16 protein-coding genes are annotated in these 23,731 nt (G+C 63.7%); 10 read left to right on the top strand and 6 right to left on the bottom strand.

Annotation, left to right across the window (positions count from 1 at the left end):
* A partial coding sequence (locus HUK82_RS06590; protein ID WP_394367485.1) for an FAD/NAD(P)-binding protein occupies positions 1–693 on the top strand: 693 nt, incomplete at its 5' end.
* Positions 694–698: 5 nt separating this feature from the next.
* On the opposite strand, the gene HUK82_RS06585 is transcribed toward HUK82_RS06590, so the two are convergent.
* Positions 699–2,093, bottom strand: a complete 1,395-nt coding sequence (locus tag HUK82_RS06585) for an amino acid permease (RefSeq protein WP_176613204.1) — start codon at positions 2,091–2,093, stop codon at positions 699–701.
* Positions 2,094–2,269: 176 nt separating this feature from the next.
* On the opposite strand from HUK82_RS06585, the gene HUK82_RS06580 reads away from it, so the two are divergent.
* Positions 2,270–2,980: a methyltransferase domain-containing protein gene (locus HUK82_RS06580; RefSeq protein ID WP_176613203.1), complete on the top strand. Its 711-nt coding sequence runs from the start codon at positions 2,270–2,272 to the stop codon at positions 2,978–2,980.
* Positions 2,981–3,239: 259 nt separating this feature from the next.
* On the top strand, positions 3,240–5,597 hold the full coding sequence (locus tag HUK82_RS06575; protein WP_176613202.1) for a TonB-dependent siderophore receptor: 2,358 nt from the start codon (positions 3,240–3,242) through the stop codon (positions 5,595–5,597).
* 63 nt (positions 5,598–5,660) lie between these two features.
* Here HUK82_RS06575 and HUK82_RS06570 read toward each other — a convergent pair whose 3' ends face one another.
* Genes HUK82_RS06570 through HUK82_RS06560 form a run of 3 tightly spaced genes read right to left on the bottom strand, consistent with a single transcriptional unit; the run spans position 5,661 to position 8,525 of the window.
* The gene (locus HUK82_RS06570) at positions 5,661–6,554 is read right to left on the bottom strand and encodes an S-methyl-5'-thioadenosine phosphorylase (RefSeq protein ID WP_176613201.1); all 894 of its coding nucleotides are present in this window, start codon (positions 6,552–6,554) and stop codon (positions 5,661–5,663) included.
* On the bottom strand, positions 6,544–7,311 hold the full coding sequence (locus HUK82_RS06565; RefSeq protein ID WP_246495220.1) for a cytochrome c1: 768 nt from the start codon (positions 7,309–7,311) through the stop codon (positions 6,544–6,546). The genes HUK82_RS06570 and HUK82_RS06565 overlap by 11 nt, the downstream gene beginning before the upstream one ends.
* Complete coding sequence (locus tag HUK82_RS06560; protein WP_373318209.1) at positions 7,308–8,525, bottom strand: cytochrome b; 1,218 nt, start codon at positions 8,523–8,525, stop codon at positions 7,308–7,310. Before HUK82_RS06560 ends, HUK82_RS06565 begins: the two co-directional genes overlap by 4 nt.
* A 202-nt stretch (positions 8,526–8,727) precedes the next feature.
* Between HUK82_RS06560 and hemF the strand changes: the two genes are divergently transcribed.
* From hemF to HUK82_RS06535, 5 genes are all read left to right on the top strand, one after another.
* On the top strand, positions 8,728–9,639 hold the full coding sequence (hemF, locus tag HUK82_RS06555; protein WP_176613199.1) for an oxygen-dependent coproporphyrinogen oxidase: 912 nt from the start codon (positions 8,728–8,730) through the stop codon (positions 9,637–9,639).
* Positions 9,640–9,784: 145 nt separating this feature from the next.
* Complete coding sequence (locus tag HUK82_RS06550; protein ID WP_176613198.1) at positions 9,785–10,909, top strand: hypothetical protein; 1,125 nt, start codon at positions 9,785–9,787, stop codon at positions 10,907–10,909.
* Between the two features lie 257 nt (positions 10,910–11,166).
* Positions 11,167–13,698 carry a TonB-dependent receptor gene (locus HUK82_RS06545; protein WP_176613197.1) on the top strand — a complete coding sequence of 844 codons (2,532 nt, stop codon included), beginning with the start codon at positions 11,167–11,169 and terminating at the stop codon, positions 13,696–13,698.
* 87 nt (positions 13,699–13,785) lie between these two features.
* Positions 13,786–15,993: a beta-glucosidase gene (locus HUK82_RS06540; protein WP_176613196.1), complete on the top strand. Its 2,208-nt coding sequence runs from the start codon at positions 13,786–13,788 to the stop codon at positions 15,991–15,993.
* Positions 15,994–16,449: 456 nt separating this feature from the next.
* Positions 16,450–19,311, top strand: a complete 2,862-nt coding sequence (locus HUK82_RS06535; RefSeq protein WP_176613195.1) for an AAA family ATPase — start codon at positions 16,450–16,452, stop codon at positions 19,309–19,311.
* A 16-nt stretch (positions 19,312–19,327) separates the two neighbouring features.
* Here the strand turns inward: HUK82_RS06535 and HUK82_RS06530 are convergent, their stop codons facing one another.
* Positions 19,328–21,574 (bottom strand): CHASE3 domain-containing protein, encoded by a 2,247-nt coding sequence (locus HUK82_RS06530; protein ID WP_176613194.1) that lies wholly within the window; start codon positions 21,572–21,574, stop codon positions 19,328–19,330.
* Between the two features lie 207 nt (positions 21,575–21,781).
* Here HUK82_RS06530 and HUK82_RS06525 point away from each other — a divergent pair, with 207 nt between their 5' ends.
* A complete protein-coding gene (locus HUK82_RS06525; RefSeq protein ID WP_176613193.1) occupies positions 21,782–22,153 on the top strand; it encodes a response regulator in 372 nt (123 codons plus the stop codon).
* A 26-nt stretch (positions 22,154–22,179) separates the two neighbouring features.
* On the opposite strand, the gene HUK82_RS06520 is transcribed toward HUK82_RS06525, so the two are convergent.
* Positions 22,180–23,193 (bottom strand): LysR substrate-binding domain-containing protein, encoded by a 1,014-nt coding sequence (locus HUK82_RS06520; protein ID WP_176613192.1) that lies wholly within the window; start codon positions 23,191–23,193, stop codon positions 22,180–22,182.
* A 204-nt stretch (positions 23,194–23,397) separates the two neighbouring features.
* Here HUK82_RS06520 and HUK82_RS06515 point away from each other — a divergent pair.
* Positions 23,398–23,731, top strand: a 334-nt coding sequence (locus HUK82_RS06515) for an amidase family protein (RefSeq protein ID WP_256126897.1), incomplete at its 3' end; no start/stop codon positions are given.

The raw sequence follows: 23,731 nt of genomic DNA, 5'->3' as shown, positions 1-23,731 counted from the left end.
CCGTGCGCGAGCCTGCCGCCACCGGTGGTTTCGCCCGGCGACACACCCCCGACCGTCCGGGCCTATCTCCGCGCATTCCGGGCCGCGATGGCCGCCGGGGTTGCGTGGCGGACGGCCGTCGACAGCCTGCGTCCGGTGACCAACGCACTCTGGAACGCGCTTCCCGATGTGGAGCGTCGCCGGTTTCGTCGCTGCCTGCAGCGGCGCTGGGACATCCTGCGCCACCGCATGGCGCCGGAGGTCGCCGACCGGATCGACGCCGACCGCGCGGCCGGATCCCTGCGTATCCTCGACGGCCATGTGACCGAGGTCATGACGACACCGGACGGCATGGCGGTGCATCTGCGCACTCGCGGCGGCGCACGCACGCTGACGGGGGCCCGCGTGGTCAATTGCACGGGCGCCAGCCTGGCGTACCGGCATGTCGCCTCGCCGCTTCTGGCAGCCATGTTCAGATCGGGTCAGATCGCGTCGGGCTTCGCCGATCAGGGCCTGGACTGTACCGACGCCGGACAGGTGCGCGACGCCGGGGGTGTACCGGTGCCCGGTCTGTTTGCGCTCGGGCCGCCGCGTCTGGGTGTTCTGTTCGAGTCGATCGCCATTCCCGAAATCCGCCAGCAGGCCGCGGCACTGGCCGACTATCTGGCGGCCTACCCTGCGGCCGGCAAGCACGCGGCGGACACGGCGGACTGAACGTTCTACCCGGCTGCGCCGGGCGCGACACGGCGCCGACGCCACAGACCGCCGGTCAGGGCGATCACCGCGAATGCGACGCCACTATAGAGCAATTCCCGCCGCGATTCGCCTTGCACCGCCATGTCGATCAGAACGACACCGATCGCCGCGACCACCACCCAGGACAGCCACGGGAAGCACCACATGGCGAACACCGGTCTCTCGCCCGCCCGGTCCATGGCGCGCCGCAACCGGATCTGCGCCAGCGCCGCCAGCACGTAATCAAACAGCGCCAACGTGCCGGCACAGCTCAGCACGACCATGTACACCGTATCGGGCGAGGCGATCGCGCTGCCGACAATGGCCAGCACCCCGGCCATGGTCAGGCCGATCGCCCGCACGGGCACCCGGCGCCGGTTTGTCGCCGCCAGCGCCGCCGGCGCGTCGCCCGCCCCGGCCATCTCCACCTGCACGCGCGATGCAACATACAGCGCCGAATTCAGGCAGGACGCGACGGCGACGAACACCACCGCCGTCATCGCCATATCCGCCCACGCCAGTCCCAGCCGGCGCAGCGCCAGCGCGAACGGGGACTGGCCGACGACCACATCGCGCCACGGCACGATGCACATCACCATGAACAGCGAGAGCACATAGAACGCCGACACGCGCAGCACGAGACTGCGCGCGGCATAGGTCACGCTGCGCACCGGATCGATCGATTCCGCCGCCGCGACGGTCGCGATCTCAAACCCGACCAGCGTCTGCACGAGCGTCGGCACGATCGCCACCGCCGCCAGAAGGCCATGCGGGGCAAAGCCGCCCGCGCGCACCAGTCGCGACAGATCGGCCCGCGCGGGATGGAACACGCCCGTGAACGCCAGCGCGCCGACCAGAATGAACCCGCCGATGGCCACAAGCTTGATCAGCGACAGAACAGCTTCGGCCCGCGCGTACGCCCGCGCCGAGATCAGGTTCGCCGCCCCCGCCGCCAGCAACAGCATCGCGTCCCCCGCCAGCACCGGCAGCCCCGTCAGGGCGCGCAGCAACAGCCCACCGGCGATCACTTCGGATGCCGCCGTCACCGTCCACGCCAGCCAGTAGGTCCAGCCCACCACGAACCCGGCCTCCGCCCCGAGCCCCAGCCGCACATGCCCGACGAACGAGCCGACACGCGGGGACGCGACGCTCATTTCGCCCAGCATGCGCATCAGCAGGATCACCAGTACCGCCACCACGGTGTAGGACACCAGCACCACCGGCCCGGTACGCGCGATGATGGCCGCCGAGCCCACGAACAGTCCCGCGCCGATGACACCGCCGACCGAAATCAGCCCCACCAGGCCCGGGGTCAGGGTGTGCGCCAGCGCGGCATGGGCCGGTCCCGGCGCGTGGGGGGAACGCAAGTCGTCGGGCATCGTCACGGTCTCTCCCGGCGTGGACCACAACAGGGGGTGCGGCCGTGTGGCCGGCGTCCCAGTCTGCACGCACCGCAACGCCCCCGCAATGACCGCCATCCCCGCCCGCGCCCCTTGCACCCGCGTCGCGGCGCGGTAGAACACCTCCATCAGCGGCGCAGCAACGGAGACCCGGCATGACCCGCCCGTCAGACACAGCGGACAGCACGCCCACCGGTCCGGGCGCGCGTGCGCCCGGCGCGGACCTCGCCGGGTTCCATCCGTCCGCGTTCACCCGTGCCGACACCAGCGACGACGCCGACTTCTATGCCGCCCGGCCACTCCGCGCGCCCGAAACCCTGATGGACGGCGGAGCGGCGGCGGCCGTCACGGCGCTCTACAAGACCCTTCTGCCCGAAGACGGCGTGGTCCTCGATCTGATGGCGGGCGAGGACAGCCATTTTCCCAAGGACACACCGTTCGAACGCGTGCTGGGCGTCGGTCTCAATCTGGTCGCGCTCAACGCCAACGATCGCATCGACGAAGCCGTGGCCCATGACCTGAACGCCGATCCAGGGCTGCCCTTCGCCGACCACGCGTTCGACGCCGCCTGCCTGTGCGACGGGATCGCATACCTGACGCAACCCGTGGCGGTCCTGCGTGACGTGGCGCGGGTTCTCAAGCCCGGCGCACCTCTGGTCGTCACGTTCACCGACCGGTTCGAGCCGCGCAAGGCGGTGGCGATGTGGCAGGCGCTGGAAGGGCCCGACCGCCAGCGTCTGGTCGGCATCCTGATGGAACGCGCGGGACTCACAGCCCTGGACACCGGCGAGGTCACGCCGCCCGAAGACCTGCCGGCCTGGCAGGACACGGTATACGCGGTCATCGGCCATGCGCCGCTGGTGTGACGACGAAGGGACGCCCACGTCGAACTACAGATATGACGGCGGCCCATGCTTACGGGCGTCGCAAAGGTAATGGGTTCGAAACGACGCGCGGGACTCATGACCGCGTCATCACCAGACCTGTCTTATTTCTGCATCACCGGTTGATTATATTCCCCCGTATATAGGTTTATGACAAACCGTATATAGACGCATTCGGGCGGAACTGGCAGAACGTGCCCCCATCCTGTTCCTGAACCGTAATCGCGGACACGCCAGATCCATGCATGAACGTCTCCCCCTCTCTTTCGTCTCCGGAACGTTTGGCGCGCTTCTGCTGACGACAACGGCGCTGGCGGCGACGGGCACGCCCGTTGCGACGTCCACGAAAGCCGGTCACGCTCATCCCACCATCACCCGCCGCCCCGCGCCACAGAAGACGGCGGCAGCCCCCATCGCGGGTGTTCTGGACGGCTCGAACGGCGAGACCGTGACGGTGCGCGGCCACCATGTCGCCGACGGCACCAGCGCGCGCTACATGAACAAGAGCGTGTATCTCGGCCCGCTGGGCAACCGCGACACGCTGGACACGCCCTATTCGATCATGGGTGTGACGCATGACGTCGTGGTCAACCAACAGATCCGCAACCTGAACGATCTGGCGCAGTATCTGCCGTCGGTGCAGCTGGAGGTCCGTGGCGATCCCAACACCTCGCGCCCGCAGTCGCGCGGTTTTGAGGCCGATGTCGTTTCCAATTCGCGCCTCGACGGACTGAACGTCGTCTCGACAACCCCGTATCCCGCCGAATGGATCGACAACCTTCAGGTTCTCAACGGTCTGGCCGGTGCGATGTATGGACCCGAAAACCCGGCGGGCGTGTTCGAATACACCCTCAAGCGTCCCACCGATCGCCGGACGGAGCGGCTGTCGGTGGGCGTGGATTCGATCGGCACGCCGACGGTCAACGGCGACATCTCCGGCCGCGTCGGCCGGAACGGCTGGTTCGGCTATCGCCTGAACCTGCTGCACGCCGATGGCACCGGCTACACGCAGGGAAGCTGGATGCGCCGCGAAATGGTCAGCGGCGATTTCGACATCCACCTCGACGACAAGACCGTCATCGAACTCGACGCAAGCCACTATACCTACGACCAGCGCGGCGATGCGCCGGCGTTCGGCATTCTGGCGACGGGCGTGGGGGGCACCAAACTGCCGGAGGCCCCGGATCTGAGCAATCGCCTGGCGCCGGAATGGAGTGGTTACCATATGGAAACCAATACGTTCCTCGCCAAGATCAAGCACGAGATCAACAAGGACTGGAGCTTCACGCTCGGTGGGCTGTATCAGGATGCCGCGCGGCAGTCCTTTGGCGTCACCGATACGCTGTGCGACGGCAGCGCGACGTGCCACGGCCTGACCGGCAGCAACGGCTGGTTCACGTCCAAGGCAACGGCGACGACCACGGCGGACGATTTCCGCGTCGGCAGCAACATGGCCTATGTCAACGGCAGGGTGTACACGGGGCCGATCCGGCACGATCTGGTCATCGGCACCAACGGCTACATGATGGGCAATTACAACCCGGTCGCCGCCGTCACCAGCAGCCAGACACTGGGGACGTACAACATGTATGGCGCGTCGCCGTCCAGCGGAACGCAGCCGTATTATCGCGGCCGCTACAAATCCAGCAGCGTCACCAGCCAGTCGTTCATCGTCGGCGACACGCTGCGGTTCGACAGGCACTGGTCCATCATGGGCACCCTGTCCTGGAGCTGGATCGACCAGCAGGGCGCGCTGAACGCGAAAAGCCCGCTGCGGAAAACCTTTTCAACGTCGGCGGCATTCAGCCCGACGACCAGCCTGATGTACAAACCGACCGATAACCAGACGCTGTATTTCACCTATGGCCGTTCGGTCGAGGCGGGGCCGGTCACGCCCAACAGCGGCAGCTATACCAACACGAACATTGCCCTTCCGATCGCACATTCAGAGGAATACGAGGTCGGCTACAAGCTGCGTTACCAGAAGATACAGGTCAATGTGGCAGGTTTCCGAATCACGTCGCCCTACGCTCTGTATGTCCCCGCTGCCAATCCAACAGGCTGCACGGCCCTCACCAATTGCCAGACCTACACCTACGGCGGAACACAGCGCAATTACGGCGTGGAGGCCCAGATCTCGGGCGAGGTCCTGCCGAACCTGTCCGTGCTGGCCGGCATGACATGGTTGGATGCCGAACTGGTCGACGCGGCGACCCCCTCACTCAATAACAAGGAAATCGTGGGCGCGGCACCGCTGCAGGCCAGCACGCTGCTGGACTATCGCCTGCCGGCGACGCTCGGCGCGTTCGCCTCGCGCTGGGCGTTCAACGCGGGCGTGCATTACATGGGCAACCGCGCGGCCAACGTGACCAACACGCTGCACACCGGGTCGTATACGACGCTGGAACTGGGCACGCGGTACGCCTTTCGCGTCGCCCGCTTTCCCTGGGTCGTGCGCTTCGGGGTCAGCAACGCGACGAACGAGCGCTACTGGGCCTCGGTCTACACCGGTGCGCCCAGCGGCACGTCGGGCGCGGCCTCCAGCCTGTATGCCGGACTGCCGCGCGTCTACCACTTCACGTTCTCGGCGGAATTCTGATCGGTCGCCGCCGGTCGGCGACCGGTACGGCGCGTGCGATCAGCGCGCTCCGTACCGTCATCGTCAGCGCCGCAGGACGCGACCGGCCACGGCGTCTAGTTTTTCCAGCAACGCCGGATCGCGCGCGTCTGGCGCCGTGATCAGCGCGTATTCCAGCGCACGATCACACCCCGCCGGGCACAACCCGCGGGTCTTGCCCAGTTCGGGGATCATCGCCTTGACCAGGGCCTTGGCATTGGCGGCGTTGGCGCTCATGACCTTGACCACCGCATCGACCGTCACGCTGTCGTGGTCGGGATGCCAGCAGTCGTAATCGGTCACCATCGCGACGGTGGCGTAACAGATCTCCGCCTCGCGGGCGAGCTTGGCCTCGGGCATGTTGGTCATGCCAATCACCGAACAGCCCCACTGGCGGTACAGCGCGCTCTCGGCCTTGGTCGAGAACTGCGGCCCCTCCATCACCAGATACGTGCCGCCCCGCACGATCGCCAGGCCCAGCGCCTCGCCCTGCGTCTGCGCCACGTCGCCGATGCGCGGGCACACCGGATCGGCAACCGAGACGTGGGCCACGCAACCGGTGTCGAAGAAGCTCTTCTCACGCGCGAAGGACCGGTCGATGAACTGGTCGACGATGACGAAATGCCCTGGCGGCAGTTCCTCCTTCAGCGACCCCACGGCCGACAGCGACAGGATGTCGGTCACACCCGACCGCTTCAGCGCATCGATATTGGCGCGATAGTTCAGACGAGACGGCGGGATCGGGTGCCCGCGCCCATGGCGCGGCAGGAACACGCAGCGCACGCCGGCCAGTCGCCCGAACAGAAGCTGATCGGACGGCGCGCCCCAGGGGGTCTCCACCGTGCGCCATTCCTTGTCCGTCAGGCCGTCGATCTCATAAAGGCCGGAGCCGCCGATGATGCCGATCACCGGCTCGATGGTGGGGGTGTCAGTGGACATGGGACCAGACCTTGCGTTTGAGAAGGATCGTCAGGACGAACAGGAACACCAGATAGAGCACGATGCGCGCGCCGATCCGGTGCCGTTCCGCCAGATGCGGCCACGCGGCCCAGGCGAGGAAGTTGGTCACGTCCTCGGCCTCGCGCGCCAGCGTGGCGTCCGTGCCGTCGGCATACGTCACCTGATGATCGCGCAGCGGCTGCGGCATGGCGGTCTGCCGCCCATCGAAATAAGGGTTATAGGCGTGTCCCGGCGCGATCGTCATGCCGGCCGGCGCGGGGCCGTAGCTGGTCAGAAGCGCGTAGATACGGCTCGGGCCGCCGGGGAACACCATCGCCAGCCGCGACTGGTCGGGGGGCACGACGCCGGAGTTGGCCCGCATGGCCGCCTGCGGGTTGGGAAACGGGCTGAGCAGATGATCGTTCGGCGTGGCCGGACGGCGGGTAGGATGGCCGTCGTCGTCCAGCGGACCGGGCACCTTGTGGGACGCCGCAATCTGGCGCACCTGCGCCTCGTTCAGACCGATGCCGGCCAGATCGCCGTAGGTCACCGCCGCCATGCCGTGGCAGGCGGAGCAGACCTGATTGTAGACCGCATAGCCGCGCTGGACGCTGGCCATGTCGAACCGGCCCATTGGCCCGTCGAAACTCCAGACATGCGCGGGTGTCGGCGCGCGGGTGGTGGGGACCTCGGCCCGCACCCCGGAGACACCCCCCAGCACCGCGAGGGCCGCGGCAAGGCCGTGCAGGCGGCTCATGGCGTCCCCTCCACCCCGGCGGGCAGCGTTCGTTCGCGGCGCGTCGACCATGGCATGACCAGCAGGAAGTGGCCGTAATACACCAGCGTCGCAATCCGCCCCACGATCATCCAGATGCCCTCGGCATGATGGCGGCCAACAAGCCCCAGCGTGACGAACGCCACCACCAGTCCGACAATCCCCAGACGATACACCGGGCGATAGCGCGCCGAGCGCACCGGCGAGGTGTCGAGCCACGGTGCCAGAAACAGCAGCCCGATCGCCCCGACCGACACGACCAGCCCCCCGAACTTCGACGGAACCGACTGAAGGATGCCGTAGAACGGCAGGAAGTACCACTCGGGCTCGATATCGGCGGGGGTGTGCATCGGGTTGGCCGGGCGATAGTTCTCCGGCTCGGCCACGATCGCGGGGAAGAAGAACACCAGCACCGCGAACACCGTGATGAACAAAACCAGTCCGGCCGCATCCTTGGCCGAGTAATAGGGGTGGAACGGCACGGTCGCGGCCGGCGGCTCGATACCCTTGGGGTTGCCCGATCCGGCGACGTGCAGCACCGCCACATGCACCACCACCACGCCCAGCACCGCAAACGCCATGAAGAAATGCAAAATGAACAGGCGGTGCAGCGATACGTCGCCCGGCGCATCACCGCCTTGCAGGAAATGCTCCAGCCAGCCGCCGATGCCCGGCACGGCGCCGACCGCCTTGCCGACCACGTCCGCCCCCCAATAGGACATCTGCCCCCACGGCAGCACGTAACCCGCGAACGCCGTCAGCATCACCATGCACAGCAGCACGAGGCCCGTGATCCACAGCAGTTCGCGCGGCTGTTTGTACGAGCCGTAATAGAGGCCGCGAAACAGATGGATATACAGGGCGGCCATGAACAGGCTTGCCCCGGTCATGTGAATGGACCGCAAGAGCCACCCGCTGGGCACCTGCCGGTCGATGGCCTCGACCGAGGCGAACGCGTCCGCGGCCGATGGCGTGTAGTGAATGGCCAGGAACAGCCCCGTCGCCAGCATCACCATCAGCACCACCGTCAGGATCGCGCCGAAATTCCACAGCCAGTTCAGGTTCGCCGGCATGCGGTAGGTGATGTATTCCGCGCGAAACCCGGTCAGGACGGGCAGGCGGCGATCGATCCAGCCCGCGACCCCGGTATAGGTCACGGTCTGGCGGGTCTCGTGCAGGTCTGTGTTCTTCGCCACCGGATCGCCTGGTCCTTATGGGTTTGCATGCCCGGGATGCGGGCGTCTGGGGTTGTCACGGCGCGCCCACGCGGACGCGCGCCGTCTGCAACGCTCCCTCTAGCCGATTCCGGCACGATGGGTAATGTCTCCTTGCATAAAAGGGCAAGAGCGGGCACCCGTAACCCCCGTTCCGCCCCAGCCCAGCGAGACACGCGCACCCATGACGCCCCCCACACGCCCCACCCTTCCGCACGATACGCTGCGCCCGGAAGCACGTGCCTGGTTCGAAAACCTGCGCGACCGGATCTGCGCGGCGTTCGAGGCGATCGAGGACGAGGCCGTGACGGCCGGAAGTCCGGTGCTGAACCGCACCGAGGCCGGGCGCTTCGAACGCACGCCCTGGACCCGCGACCCCAACCCCGACGGCACCCCTGGCGGTGGCGGCGTGATGAGCCTGATGCGCGGCCGCGTGTTCGAAAAGGTGGGCGTCAACGTCTCGACCGTCGAGGGGGAATTCAGCCCCGAATTCCGTGCCGCCATACCCGGCGCGGCCGAGGATCCGCGCTTTTTCGCGACAGGCATCAGTCTGGTCGCGCACATGGCCAATCCGCTGGTCCCCGCCGCGCATTTCAACACGCGCATGATCGTCACCACCACGGGCTGGTTCGGCGGCGGTGGCGACATCACCCCGATGTTCCCCGACGCGGACGAGGCACAAGCCGACGCGCGCGCGTTCCACGCCGCGTTCGAGCGCGCCTGCGCGGCCCATGATCCGGCGTATTATCCCCGCTTCAAGGAGTGGTGCGACCGTTATTTCTTCCTGCCGCACCGGGGGGAACCGCGCGGTCTGGGCGGGATTTTCTATGACCGCCTCGACACCGGGGACGCGGACGCGGATTTCGCCTTCACGCGCGATGTCGGCCTGGCGTTCCTGGAGGCCTATCCCGCCATCGTGCGCGGCCGGGTGATGACGCCCTGGACGCCCGAACAGCGCGAGGCGCAGCTGGTGCGGCGCGGACGCTACGTCGAATTCAACCTGATCCATGATCGCGGCACGCTGTTCGGACTGAAGACCGGCGGCAACACCGAAGCCATCCTCATGAGCCTGCCGCCCGAGGTCCGCTGGCCCTGAGGGCGGTCCAGGGTATGCGCGGCACGACTTTCCTGTCCCCTTTTGTGACATAGTTTGCTACAACCGCGCCGCATTTGGGACATTGCGCGCCCGCTTTCTGGAGTTTCCTCGAAAGGACAGGTTTTGCCCCGAACCGATCGACACCATGCCGTCTGACACACCCAACCGGCCCCGATCGCCACTCTCCCGCCGCCATCTTCTGCGCCTGGGCGCACTTGGGGCGGTTGTCATGCCCGTAGCGGCCGCGCGTCGCGCGACCGCCCGCGGCCACGCTGGCGACATGCTGGTCGCGCCGTCGGGCGATATCGCAAGTCCCGCCCTGATCGTGGGCGGTGGACGCGACAGCAAGGTGGCGCACTGGGCCGACACCCTGTCCGACCCGTTGACGCAGGCCCTCAAGGCACCGCAGCCCATCGACATCACCACCAGCAGCGGACGCGACGGCGTTACGGCGGCCAACCTGTTCGACGCGCGCGTGACGCCCGATGGCAATACCGCCCTGATCGTTCCGGGATCGGCGATCCTGGCCTCGCTTGCCGGTGATGCACGTGTTCATTTCGATTTCAGCCGCTGGGTGCCTTTGATCGTCGGTCAGGCCGATACGATCGTGATCGGGCGGGCGGATTTCCATCGCTCGCTGCGCAATCTTCTGCGGGACCGGCCGGTGCGCGTGGGCGTCTCGACGCCGACCGGACTCGAACTTCCGACACTGGTGGCGCTGTCGCTGCTGGGTGTGCGTCCCGTACCGGTCGCGGGACTGGCGACGCCCGAGTCCGCGCTGGACGCGCTCAACACCAATGCCGTGGACGTCATCCAGGTGCCCCGCGCCGCCGTGCCGGACGATCGTCTGGCGCAACTGGCGCAGGCCGGTTATCCCGCGCTGTTCACGCTCGAGCGGTCGGGCGCGGCCGCCGACAACAACGCGGCCGCCAGCAGCCTGCCATCCTTTCCGGCATTTTATGGCCAGTTCCACAGCCGCCCGCCACAGGCCCCGCTGGCCAACGGGCTGCGTGCGATTTCGATCGCGGCCTCCACGTCGCTGGCCGTGGTCCTGCCGATGCTGACCACGCCCTCACTGGTCGCGGAGTGGCGGTTCGCCACGCACGCCGCGTGCGCCACCCTGGAACGCGAGGCCGCGCGCGAGGGGATGAGCCTGTATACCGGCCAGAACGGCGCCACGGCCTATGCCGACGCCAACCCCGATCTGACGGCCCAACTGGCGATCAAGCGCTGGATCGCGGCGCGCGAGCCTGAGTGGCGCATGGGGTGAAAGCCCCCGGCACGACCGTCGTCGGACGGTCGTGCCGCGATGGCGGGTCGCGTGCCCCAACGCCCCGAAACCCGGCCTGCCGGTATGCCCGCACGGTCGTGGTGATGGAATGTTTCCACACGGAACCATAAGTTACTACGACACCGAAACGTTTGCCCCTACCCTCTGACGTGCGGTGGCCTGTCCCGCCGCGCAACGCTTACCGGACCGTCGCCCGCGCTGGCGCCACCGTCCGAAGTAGAGGGGAGAATGCGCTGATGCGCCTTGATCGGTTCCGTGACGGCCAGACGACCCTGCAAGCAGTCGGCTTGGCCCTGACGGTGCTCGGGCCGCGGACATCCCTTGTGCGCATGAGCAAGCGGCTGGCCTGCACCACCATTCTGGCCAGCGCCGTCTATACCTATGGTATCGGAACGGCGACTCCTGCCAGAGCGGCCCAGCCAGACCATCGCTCACCTGCGAATAGTCACGCACGCGCCACACAGACGCCCAAACGGCACGCTGTTGCGCACCCTGCGCCTCCTGCCAACGAGGACGTCACCGTAACGGGCGGCATTCATTCCTCAACCGGTGTCACAAACACCACACCGGGTGGCGGCATGCTGGCGGTGCAAACTGCACCTAAATCCATCAGTGCCGTGACACGCGACTTTATTGCCAAACGTCCATCGAATACGACCCCGCTCGCGCTGCTGGCGTCCATGCCGGCCGTGGCATATGCCCGCAGCGATCCGTACGGCCAGGTGTCCGGGAACCTGACCATTCGTGGCATGAACAATACGCAAATCGGCATGTTGGTCGATGGAGTACCGTTGATCGACAACATCTACCTCGGTGTCGATCCGGTTGGACAGAGCCCCGATTCAGAAAACATTACATCTGTAGCGGTCATTGAAGGATCGCCGGATATTTCCAGCCCCAATTACAACGCCGTTGGTGCCGAAATCCGAACGACTGTCCGCGACCCCTCGCATCATATGGGCGGGATGCTGGAATCCAGTTATGGCACCTATAACATGAAGAAAGAATTCGTGCGTTTCGACACGGGTGAGATCGGTCACACAGGAATTCGTGCGTTCGCTTCTTATTCTTACTCGTACAACCAATTTTGGCAGACACCTGGCTCTCTTGCACGCCACCATGTCGATGCGAAACTGGTCAAAGAGTGGGGTCACGACAACAAGGCGACAGTCGACTTCTTCTGGGGAAGCTATTCAACTGCCGGAATCAACGGCAATGGCGGCAAGACCCCTACAAAGGCCGCGTTTGAAGCCGACGGCACATCATCGTTGTACTACAATACGGACTATACCGCTGGGACGGGCAGCTACTGGCAGCTCGTGCGGCGCCGTAACTCGACCATGTCCATTGCGGCGCCGGTGCACCTTCATCTTGCCAAGGGCCTCAGTTGGGACGTAACACCGTATTTCGTCAGTATCATCAAAGACGCCAACTACCCCGAAGCCATCAGCCCGACCAACAGCTATTACGGAACGGAAAAACTTGCTCCCCTCAGCCTGCCCGACGTGGGGGCTAATGGCAAACAGACTGTAGAAGTTGTCGACCCTCAATATCAGTCTCAGCTTGCACTTATGAACGGACTGACATGGACGTACGGACGCAACACGTTCAGAGCTGGCTACATGTACTCCTATCTGAACTCCACCGAACGCGCTAATTATGCCGCAGCCAGTGCTCAAGGCCTACCGGCGAACGCCTGGGGTCGCTACGGCGTGACGGACTCTCTTGGGCGCGTAATTTCTGGCTGGGACATCGTGTACAGGCAGCAGCTGAATGCGCTGTATCTCGATGACACTCTTAAATTCTTTCATGATCGGCTTAAAATCAATGCTGGCTTCAAGGAAGTCATGATGCAACGCTGGGTCAGCAACCTGATCCCAGGGGCAAACCCTTACAAGAACGGTGGTAACTACGCTGTGCCCCTGCCGCAGTTCTCGGCCAGCTTCGACATCACACCCAATGACCAAATTTACATTAACGGCACGACAGCCTTCAAAGCACCCGACCGCAGTGAAGCCTACATCGACATCTATGATGCGTCCTCGCCCAATCCAATTCAGTCGCACCCCGAGAATATTAAACCCGAATATTCCATTGGCGAAGAAATTGGCTACCGCCACAAGGGGCTCGTGAACGTCTATGTTGCCGGGTTTAATTACAACCTGACCAACCATGACGTTCTGTCCACGTCTTATGTGAACGGCGCATTAGTGAATGCTCCGATTAATTTGGGTGGTGTCACCACCCGTGGCGCCCAGATTGAGTTGGGTATGCGCCCGTGGCATCACTTCAGCCCGTATTTATCGGGTGCCTATGTTCATGCCATCACGAACAACAATTTCCGCAAAAACGGAGATTTGCTGCAAACAGCCGGCAAAACTCTGGTCAACACCCCGACCTGGACGGGTGCAATCGGACTTTCCTATGATAACGGTACGTATTTCGGTACTTTCAATCTGAACTATATCGGCAAGCGCTACAGCACATTCATTAACGATGAAAGCGTGCCGGGCTATGTGACATCTGACATTACGGTTGGTTATCGAATGAAATCTTTCCATATTTCAGGACTTGAAGTGACCCGCCCACAGCTGCAACTCAACTTCCTTAATATTGGCAATAATATTTACTACGCGGGAGCATCAGGACTGTCCTCCAATGCCAAAACCACAAAGGGTATTTATGGCACGACGATTTCCGGTTCGGCGCCCACTTACCAAATCGGCGGAGGCTTCGCGATGGTTGGCACGGTAACTGCCGGCTTCTAACATTCACCGCAAGGCTTTATAAATCCAGGGCCCTGCCGAGCGGAGAAATCTCCTTCAGGCAGGGCCTATGCTGAGGAATACGTATCATTGCGTTCAAATGCCATTAAATACGCCTTCCTTTCGCTACCGTTCAGCGTCTCCCTTCTGAGCATAGCTGGCACTCCGGCCAGTGCCGGGGCGCCCGTTGAAGCTTGGAAAGACCATACCCGTTCGCCTGATGCCCGTGCATCGGCACTTGTCTCCGCCATGACAACCGATGAAAAGCTACGTTTGGCCCAAACCGCCAACGGGACCACGGCTTACGGTGTCGTCGCACCGCCTGAGGCACTGCAATCTGCAGCTTACCTGGCACCCAATACACGCCTTTCCATTCCTGCATTAATTGAGACCAATGCAGGTCTTGGCATCTCACGTCGTTACGATACAGGCGCAATCGCACTTCCCTCTGGCGAATCCATGGCAGCGTCGTGGTCCATGGATACCTCACGCGAAGCCGGCGTCATGATTGGTGATGAAGCACGCCGCCTTGGTTTTAATGTGCTACTTGCCGGCGGGGTGAATTTGACGCGTGACCCGCGTGGCGGCCGCAACTTTGAATATGCTGGCGAGGATCCGTTACTGGCCGGGTCAATAGTCGGTGCTATGATCGATGGCATCCAGTCACAGCATGTTCTATCCACGATCAAGCATTTCGCAGTCAATGACTTCGAAACCAGCCGCATGTTGGCCAGTTCAAACATCGAGGAAGGTGCGCTTCGCGAGAGCGACCTGCTTGCTTTCGAAATTGGCATCGAGATCGGTCATCCTGGCTCGGTCATGACGAGTTATAATCGACTCAATGACACATACACGTCGGAAAATTCTTATCTCCTGACGGATACGCTCAAGCACGACTGGAAATACCCTGGATTCGTCATGGGAGATTGGGGAGGAACCCACTCCACCACGAGAGCCATGATGGCTGGCCTAGATCAGGAGTCAGCCGGTACCGCCTACGATTCGCGACATTTTTTTGGAGAGCCTCTAAAGGAGGCTGTTCGGTCTAAAAATATACCGACCTCCCGTATTGATGACGTTGCGCACAGAGTTCTGCGCTCGATGTTTGCTGTAGGACTTTTTGACAACCCGATTTATCGCCGTCCTCTGGACGTTTCCCACGATAGAGCCGTTGCCCTGACCGTCGCCGAGCAAGGCATCGTCCTACTTAAAAATCAGGACAGTATTCTTCCACTCATGTCCGGTCAGAACGTCGCCGTTTTTGGAGGCCACGCCGATCTGGGCGTTCTTGAGGGCGGAGGATCGGCAAATGTGATCCCGATAGGCGGAAACGTGGCGCCCGATCCGGGCCCCCGCGTCTGGTATGGCCCAAAAACGTACCTCCCAGATCCGCCGGTAAAATGGCTCCGCCAGTTTCAGGAACAGAACAAAGGACACGTAACGTACGACGACGGTGCCGATCTGCGACGCGTGTCAGATCTGGCCGCGCACGCCGATGTCGCGATCGTTTTCGTAACCCAATGGTCGCATGAAGGTGCGGATGCGGCATCCATGACTTTGCCGGACCACCAGGATGCTCTGATTGAGCAGGTTGCACATGCCAATCCTCATACGATCGTTGTCTTGGAAAACAACGTTATCCCGGAGATGCCATGGCTGACCAACATCGCCGGTCTTGTCGAAGCGTGGTACCCCGGCTCGGCCGGCGGTGAAGCCATTGCGCGGATTGTCGACGGCGATGTGAACCCCTCGGGTCACTTGCCGTTGACGTTTCCGGTGGATACCTCGCAGCTCCCGCGTCCGGAAATACCCGGGGCAGGCTTTGACGATGCGATCTCCATCCAGATGAAACAGGACCAGAACGTATTTTACACGGAAGGTTCAGACGTCGGCTATCGATGGATGGAGCGACAAAACCTGAAACCCCAATTCCCGTTCGGTTTCGGCCTGTCCTACAGTGACTTCGGGATAACGCAGATACATGCAAACGGCCTGCAGGCTTCTGCAACAGCCCTCAACAGATCAAAAAAAGACGGCACGACGGTCGTCCAGTTTTATGTCAGACCACCACACGGAACAAAACGTCTGGTGGGTTGGGCGCGTATCTTTCTTGCCGGACATACGTCCCGCGATGTCACAATTAACATACCTCGCCGCAGCATCGCGCGTTTTGATACACAACGTCATGCGTGGCGGGTAGATGCAGGTGACTACGATGTCTACGCAGGACTGGACTCAAGCGACTTGCCAACACACACCATGCTGCACATCAATACAACAGCTTGGCTAGAACCGTAAGGGTGGCTCATGACTATTTGGCACAACTGACAATGTCCGCAATGTTATCGCCGCCGTCAGACATCGGTCAGTAGAAGGTCAATCGTGCAGACTTGCGTGCCCAGAGGATGCATCCCCTCACAGGAACGCTGCCCACTAACCAGATCGGTGGCAGCCTTGCGGTGCTCGGCACGGTGACCGCCGGCATCTGATCGGCCAGCAGGACTTGGACAATGGGGTGATACCAGCCATCCCGTTGTTTCGTTTACATATTGCCCCGAATGACTATTGCGTACAGTATCACGCGATGATGCCATTGCCGGATTGATCACGCGTGCCTGTCTGTCGTCTTCCCCTGCATCCAGCGATGCCGCTACGCTCTGCGTCACAGGGCCACACGACCCGGACGTCTGACCAGACCACACATACGACCACGCCTCTCTCCGCCCGGCACGCTTCCCATGACAGGAGAGATGTGTGACCCACTGGAAAGTCGGACGCGGTCTGTTTTCAAAACGATCGATCGCCGACATCATCAATCAGGTACAGATTGGCGACACCATCCACTTTTCGGAAGGTGAACATACTGTCGGCGAAATCAACCTGAAATCCGTCAATCTTGTCGGTGCCCATGCCGACCGCACGATCCTGCGCGGCATCATCACACTGCGCGGAACCTGCCTGGTCGAAAAACTGGCAACGGACGGACGCATCACACCAATGGACGCCGGTACCGAAATTCTCATACGGTCCTGCACTCTGTCTTCCAACGGTACCAACGCGCTCAATGCCAAAGACAGCGCGCATGTGCGCGTCATCCAGTGCGCGGTTTCAGGCGGCGGCAAGACGTTTCCAGCCCTTGTAGCCGCCAGCCGGTCAAAGCTCGACCTCGCGGAGTGCACGGTGAAAAACAGTCGGGGTGCGTCCGTCTGGGCGACCGGCAACTCCCGCATCGATATGCAGTCCTGCCATGTCGACGGGGCGACCACCAATGGCCTTGAAGTGGATGAGGGATCGTCCCTGTCGGCAGCGGATTCCACGTTCGCAGGTCACACGCGATCGGCCCTCTGGGTACACGGCGAAAGCCGCGTCGCCTTCAAAACATGCGTTTTTGAAGGCTGCTCTCCAAAAGAGAATTACAGCGCGGCGAGGGTGGAAAAACAGTCAACCGCAACCTTCCAGCAATGCACCTTTCGCAATAACGGCAAAAAGCACGTCAGCTGCTTCAGCGGATCAACCGCCGATATTGTTGATTGCACACTGGCAGCTTCGGGCTCCTCCTCGATCTACAACTGCACGGGCTCGGTGAAGGTGCTACGGTCCACCATTACGGATTCGCACTCGAACGCCGTCTCCTCCGATGGCGGCATCGTTATGCTCGACGACTGCACAATCAGCGGCACTCTAGAAAAAAAGCCTTTGGTGTTCGCCGCGGACAAGGCACAGGTGGGCATCAGACGGTCGCGTCTTGGGCCCAACGCCAGCCGTGCGATCGACGCCCAGCAAGGCAGTGTCATTACGATTGTCGACTCGACGGTGCAGGAGTGCGCGGCGCCCCCACTGTGGATGCTGCGCGCATCGCTGTCGGCCACGGCGACGACCATCACGATGCCGGGCCACGACGGCGATATCAACTCTCTCATCAAGGTCGAGGGGCAGTTGCCGGCCGCGCTGAGGGACTGCTCGGTAAACGGTGTCGCCGTGCCGGACGGCGAGGTGATGGACAATGTCACGACCCGCAAACTGGACCGCCTGATCGGTCTGAGCACGGTCAAGGCGGAGGTTCGCCAACTTGCCGACTTCGCCAAGGTACGGCGGCAGCGCGAAAAAGCCGGCCTGGCAGCCAGCAAGACGTCCCTGCATCTAGTGTTTACCGGCAATCCGGGCACCGGAAAGACGACGGTCGCGCGCATCGTCGGCAGCATTTACGCTAATCTTGGCCTGCTGAAGAAGGGCCATGTGGTCGAAGTGGACCGCGCGGCCCTGGTGGCCGAGTATATCGGCCAGACGGCGCCGAAAACGCTCGAAAAGATTGAGGAGGCACTCGACGGGGTATTGTTCATCGACGAGGCCTACACCCTTGCCTCCAAGAGTGAACGCGATTTCGGCCGCGAGGCGATTGATACGCTGCTCAAGGCGATGGAGGATAAACGCGACCGGATCGCCGTCATCGTGGCGGGCTACACCGACCCGATGCGCCTCTTTCTTCAGTCGAACCCGGGCCTGGAGTCACGTTTTACACGCACCATCCATTTCGACGACTACACCCCCGATGAACTGGCGCTGATCCTGGGCGCGAACTTCAAGGACGCCGACATGACGCTTCCGGCTGCTGCGGCAGCACAGGCCGAAAAAGTCATTGGCGATATCTGGCGTAATCGCGGCGCGCATTTTGGAAATGCCCGCGACATGCGTCGATTGTTCGAGCAGGTCGTGGAGCGGCAGGCCCAGCGTGTGGCGGCCCTGCCCAATGCCAGCCGCGAGACGCTGCAGACCATCGTGGCGGAGGACTTCCCCCCGCTCAACCAGGACAGCACGGGCGACGTCGAGACGCTGCTGGCCGAACTGGACGCCATGACCGGCCTGCGCGAGGTAAAGGCGGAGATGCGCAAGCTCGTCAATCTTGTGCGCCTGAATGCGCGACGCTTGCGCGACGGCCTCGATCCGCTGCCGGTCGGGCTGCATATGGTGTTTGTTGGCAATCCCGGCACCGGCAAGACCACGGTCGCGCGCCTTCTGGGCCGGATTCTCATGGGGCTGGGCCTGCTGCGCAAGGGCCATGTGATCGAAACCGATCGTGCCGGTCTGGTGGCTGGCTATATTGGCCAGACCGCCATCAAGACGCGCGAGTCCATCGAATCCGCGCTGGATGGCGTCCTGTTCATCGACGAGGCCTACACGCTGGATGGCAGCGCGCAGAACGATTTCGGGCAGGAGGCCATCGACACCCTGCTGAAGTCCATGGAGGACAACCGCGATCGCCTGGCCGTCATCGTTGCCGGCTACACCGGCCCGATGCGGACGTTCATCGACACGAACCCGGGTCTGAAGTCGCGCTTCACCCGACAGGTGACGTTCGAAGACTACACGGCTGACGAAATGGTCGACATCTTCCGCACGATGTGTGGCCGCCAGAAACTCGAGGTCGATGACGGGGCACTGTCGGGTCTGGCGGTACTGTTCGCGCGCATGCATGCCGACCGTGACGGGCAATTCGGTAATGCCCGCGATGTCCGCACGGTGTTTGAACGGACGATCGAACGTCAGGCCGAACGCTTGGTCGAAGACCTCGAGGCCTCCACCCGCCTGATCGTCGCCGCTGACATTCCGAGCATCTGACGGGATCTCGCGGCGATCAGACGTCCGACCCGCCCGAGACCTGCCGTAACTCGACGACGTTTTCGTCCCGTGGAAGGGCGACCGAGGACGCGGCCGGGCCCGCCGTCAGCAGGCCTGCGATCCGTCGGGCCAACTGTTCGCGCGTGAAAGGCTTGCCGATCAGGTTCACCCCGTCGTCCAGCCGGCCGTGATGGACGATCGAGTTTTCGGTGTAACCGGACATGAACAGGATCGGCACCTCCGGCCGCATGGCCGACAGTCGCTCGGCCAGGTCGCGACCGCGTATGTCGCCCGGCAGCACGACGTCGGTCAGCAGAAGGTCGATCGCGCCGACCTGCGTGCCCAGGATACGCATACCCTCGGCCCCATCGGCAGCTTCCAGCACGCGATAGCCGAAATCACGCAGGATCTCGACCGTGATCTGGCGTACGTCGGCCTCGTCCTCGACCACCAGGATCGTGGCGGCGATGCGCGGCAGTTCGACCGGCGCCACGGGCGCGGCGACCTGCACGGCGGCGGTCGCGCGCGGCAGATAGAGGCGCACGGTCGTGCCTTCGCCCACCTCGGAATAGATCTTCACGTGGCCGCCGGACTGCTTGACGAACCCGAACACCATCGCCAGGCCAAGACCCGTTCCCTTGCCTTCGGGCTTGGTGGTGAAAAACGGCTCGAACACGCGCGCCTGGACCTCGGGCGACATGCCATGGCCGGTGTCGGACACCGCCACCATGGCGTAGTCGCCCGGTGCCACCTCGGCATGACGGGTGGCGTAGTCATCGTCGAGCACGACGTTGGCCGTCTCGATCGTCAGATGGCCACCATTAGGCATCGCGTCGCGGGCGTTGAGCGCCAGATTGAGCACGGCGTTCTCCAGCTGGGCGGCATCGGCCATCGCCAGCCAGAGGCCCGCGCGCTCCACATAGCGCACGTCGATGTGTTCACCCAGTGTCCGGCTGAGCAGGGGCACGAGGTTGGGCAGATCGTGCGACAGGTCGATCGGCAGCGGCGACAACGGCTGTTTGCGGGCGAAGGCGAGCAGTTGCTGGGTAAGGGTCGCGCCCCGTTGCGCCGCCCACGTCGCCCGGCCGAGCTTTTCCTGCAGGCGGGGCTGGTCGTCCAGGCGGGACTGCACCAGCGCGAGATTGCCGAGGATGACCGTCAGGAGGTTGTTGAAATCATGCGCGATGCCGCCGGTCAGCTGCCCGATGGCCTGCATCTTTTGCGATTCACGCAACACGCTTTCGGCCTGCGCGCGCTTGGTCATATCCGTGACCGTCAGAACGAAACCGCCACCGGGCACAGCCGATCGGCGAAACTCGAGCGTCGGCCCGTTGAGGCGCGTGCGCTCGAAACCGACCGTCGCACCATGAAGGGACCGGCCGATGCGGATCTGCTCCTCGGTTTCGAGGAACGTTCCGCCCTCGGCCTCTGCCAGATAGTCAGCCAGCGCGACATAGGTCATGCCCTCGCGCAGTAACGCTTTCGGCAGTCCCAGTACCTCCTGGAAACGCGCGTTCCAGTTGACCAGCGTGGCCTCTGCCGAGAACACGGCGACCCCTTGCGTCAGATTATCCAGCGTGGAGCGCAACTGCTGAGCGAGCGCCTTTTGCAGTGCCCCGCGCTGTATGGAATCGGCCCAGGCGCGGGTCAGCGTGCGTGCCGCCCAGAGCAGCGCCAGTGCCGATACGACCGTCACAGCCAGCATGAGCCAACGCATGCGCGATGCCCGGCGATCGGCCGTGATCTGGCGGTTTTCGAGGATCTGGCTCTCGTGGCGGCGCAAGACGCGGATAGAATCATCGATCTGGATCATCAACCGCTGACCAAGATCGCTGTTGACGAGGTCGAGGGCCTTGTCCGACCCGGCGACCTTGCGGATGGCGATCGTCTCGGCCAGTTCGGCGAGCTTGCGCTGGATGGTCGCTTCGAGAGAAACGATGGTCAGCATGGCCACCGCGTCGTCGGCCGTCAACCGCTGCAACTGACCGGTCAGCCGCGTCACGTGCGCCAGAGCCTGATCGTACGGTTTGATGTAGTCGGGACGGCCGGTGAGCAGAAAGCCGCGTTGCCCGCGTTCGGCGTCGCGCATGGTGATGCCGATGTCCTGAAGGGTAAGAAGGACATCGTTGGTGTGCTGCGTCCAGAGGCGCGTGTCGCGCGCGGCGGAAATCTCGATCCAGATCGCGCCGGAAATCAGGCCCAGAAGGGCCATCAGCACACCCATTACAAGAAGATTGGCGCGTGCCACCATATGTCGGGTCATGGGCTCTCGATCAGAAGACAGGCAGCTGGATGAACAGGTCGCAATCCCGGACCCGGCATCGGGCAAGACTGCATAACTGCTCTGGCATGCCGCTGGTTTCGTGTCGACTGCACGTGGGGCGCCGTGCAAAGGCCGCGCTCGACAAGCGGGGGCGCCCGTTGCATAGACACCCCCCGCCGCCGGTGTCGGCGCGACATGGAGACTGCGATGCAGGACAGGGTTATCCTCGTTGTCGACGATGAATGGACCATCCGGATGCTGGTGGGCGACGTGGTCGAGGATTTCGGCTATCGTCTGCTGGAAGCCGGCACCGGACCACAGGCCCTGGCCCTGTTGCGCGACAGTGGGCCCATCGACCTGCTGATCACTGATCTGCGCCTGCCCGGCGGTGTCAGCGGGCTCGACATCGCGGGCGAGGCCCGGACACGCCAGCCCGGCCTGCGCGTATTGTTCATGACCGGATATGCGGATGCCGGGCTGATGACCATGGCGGCAACCGACCCGTCCGTCCGCGTGGTCTTGAAACCCTTTGATATCCGTGAACTTCAGCAGACGATCGAGACGTTCCTGGTCGCCTGACCGCTCGACCGATGCCCCGAGCCCCGTCAGCCGCCCCGGCGCACCACCCTGGGCGACAGGCGTATGCCGTGTGGCAGGTGCAGAGTCGACGCGCACAACCGGTCGAAAGCAGAGATCTCCTGCAACAACCAGTTGCGGAACGCGATGAAGCCCGGCCGGCGCCAGTGTGTCACCGGCGCGACCAGGAAATACGCACCCATCGTGATCTCTTCGTATTTGATGTCAGGCGCGAAGATCGGCACCAGATGGCCCTTCACGAGATCGTCATACGTGAGATAGACGTTCGCCAGCGCCACACCCTGCCCGTGCCGCGCGGCGGCCAGCGTCAGGCTCGCATGGCCAAGACTGCCGGACGACTGGAAGGACGGCGTCGGCACCTGGTGCTGGACGAAGAAATTCCGCCATTCATGATTGTCCTCGGCCGTCAGCAGGCCCTCGGTCATCAGGTCGGCGGCACAGCGTATGCGCCCGGTCACCTCGGCCGCCACGGCGGGGCTGGCCACCGGAAACATCGGCGGCCGCGCGATCTCGAGAATCGTCAGGTCGTCCGGCAGGAGGCCAAGCCCTTCCTGACGGACGTAACGGATGTCGGCGGTGATGGCATCATGATCGAAATCCGGCAGTCGGTCGAGCGGCCGCAGGACCAGTTCCTGTCCGGGATACCGCGCGCGAAACGCGCTCAGCCGCCCGGCCAGCCACGCCTGCGCCATACCGGAGACGCAGGTCACGCGCGTCGGTCCCTCGTCCTTGGGCATGAACTGGACACTGGCGCGTGACAGCGCGCGCAGGGCGACCGTGATGTCCTGATGATAGGCCCGGCCGCTGGCGGTCAGGGTGCCCGTCGCCCGATCGATCAGGCCGGTGCCGACCCAGTCCTCCAGGGCACGCAGATGCCGCGAGACGATCGTATGGCTGACGCCCAGAACCTCCGCCGCGCGGCGCACGCCCCCGGCGCGACCATACGCCTCGAACGCCCGCAGGGCGCCGAACGGCGGCATCGGCAGCCTGCCGCTGGGCAGGCCGGCGTCCTGGTCGTCCACGGCGTCGGTCGGACGCGACGGTCCCGGTCGGGCGGACGCACTCGGCCCGCGATCTTGTTCCCACGTCATATCGGCAACATAATGTTTCCACATAGGAACATAAAGTCGCTTCTGGGGTCTTGCCCCAATCCTTTAGGCTTTTCTCAGCGCCTCAGGCCTGATCGGGGCCCAACGCGGATCACGATGGGAAGGACGAACGCAGCGATGACCTCTGTGTGTGAACTCGACGCGGGCCGGATGCTCGACCTCTATGCCAAGGGGGAGCTGTCGCCCGTCGAGGTGATGCACGACGTTCTGGCCCGCGCGGACGCCGTCGGCCCGGTGCTCAATCCGTTCTGCGAAATCCACCACGACGACGCGCTCGCGGCCGCGCGGGCGGCCGAAGCGGCATGGAAGGCCGGCACGGCACGCCCGCTCGAAGGTGTGCCCGTCTCGATCAAGGACACGACGGCAGTGAAGGGCTTCGTGTTCGCACGCGGCGCGAAGTGGGCGGCCGACGCCCCCCCGGCGGATGCGGACTCGCCGCTGGTCGAACGTC

It is taken from the genome of Ameyamaea chiangmaiensis, from assembly GCF_013376175.1.
Lineage (GTDB): Bacteria > Pseudomonadota > Alphaproteobacteria > Acetobacterales > Acetobacteraceae > Ameyamaea > Ameyamaea chiangmaiensis.
Note: the sequence above shows the minus strand (reverse complement) of the source record. Positions and strands in the feature narration are given on the sequence as shown.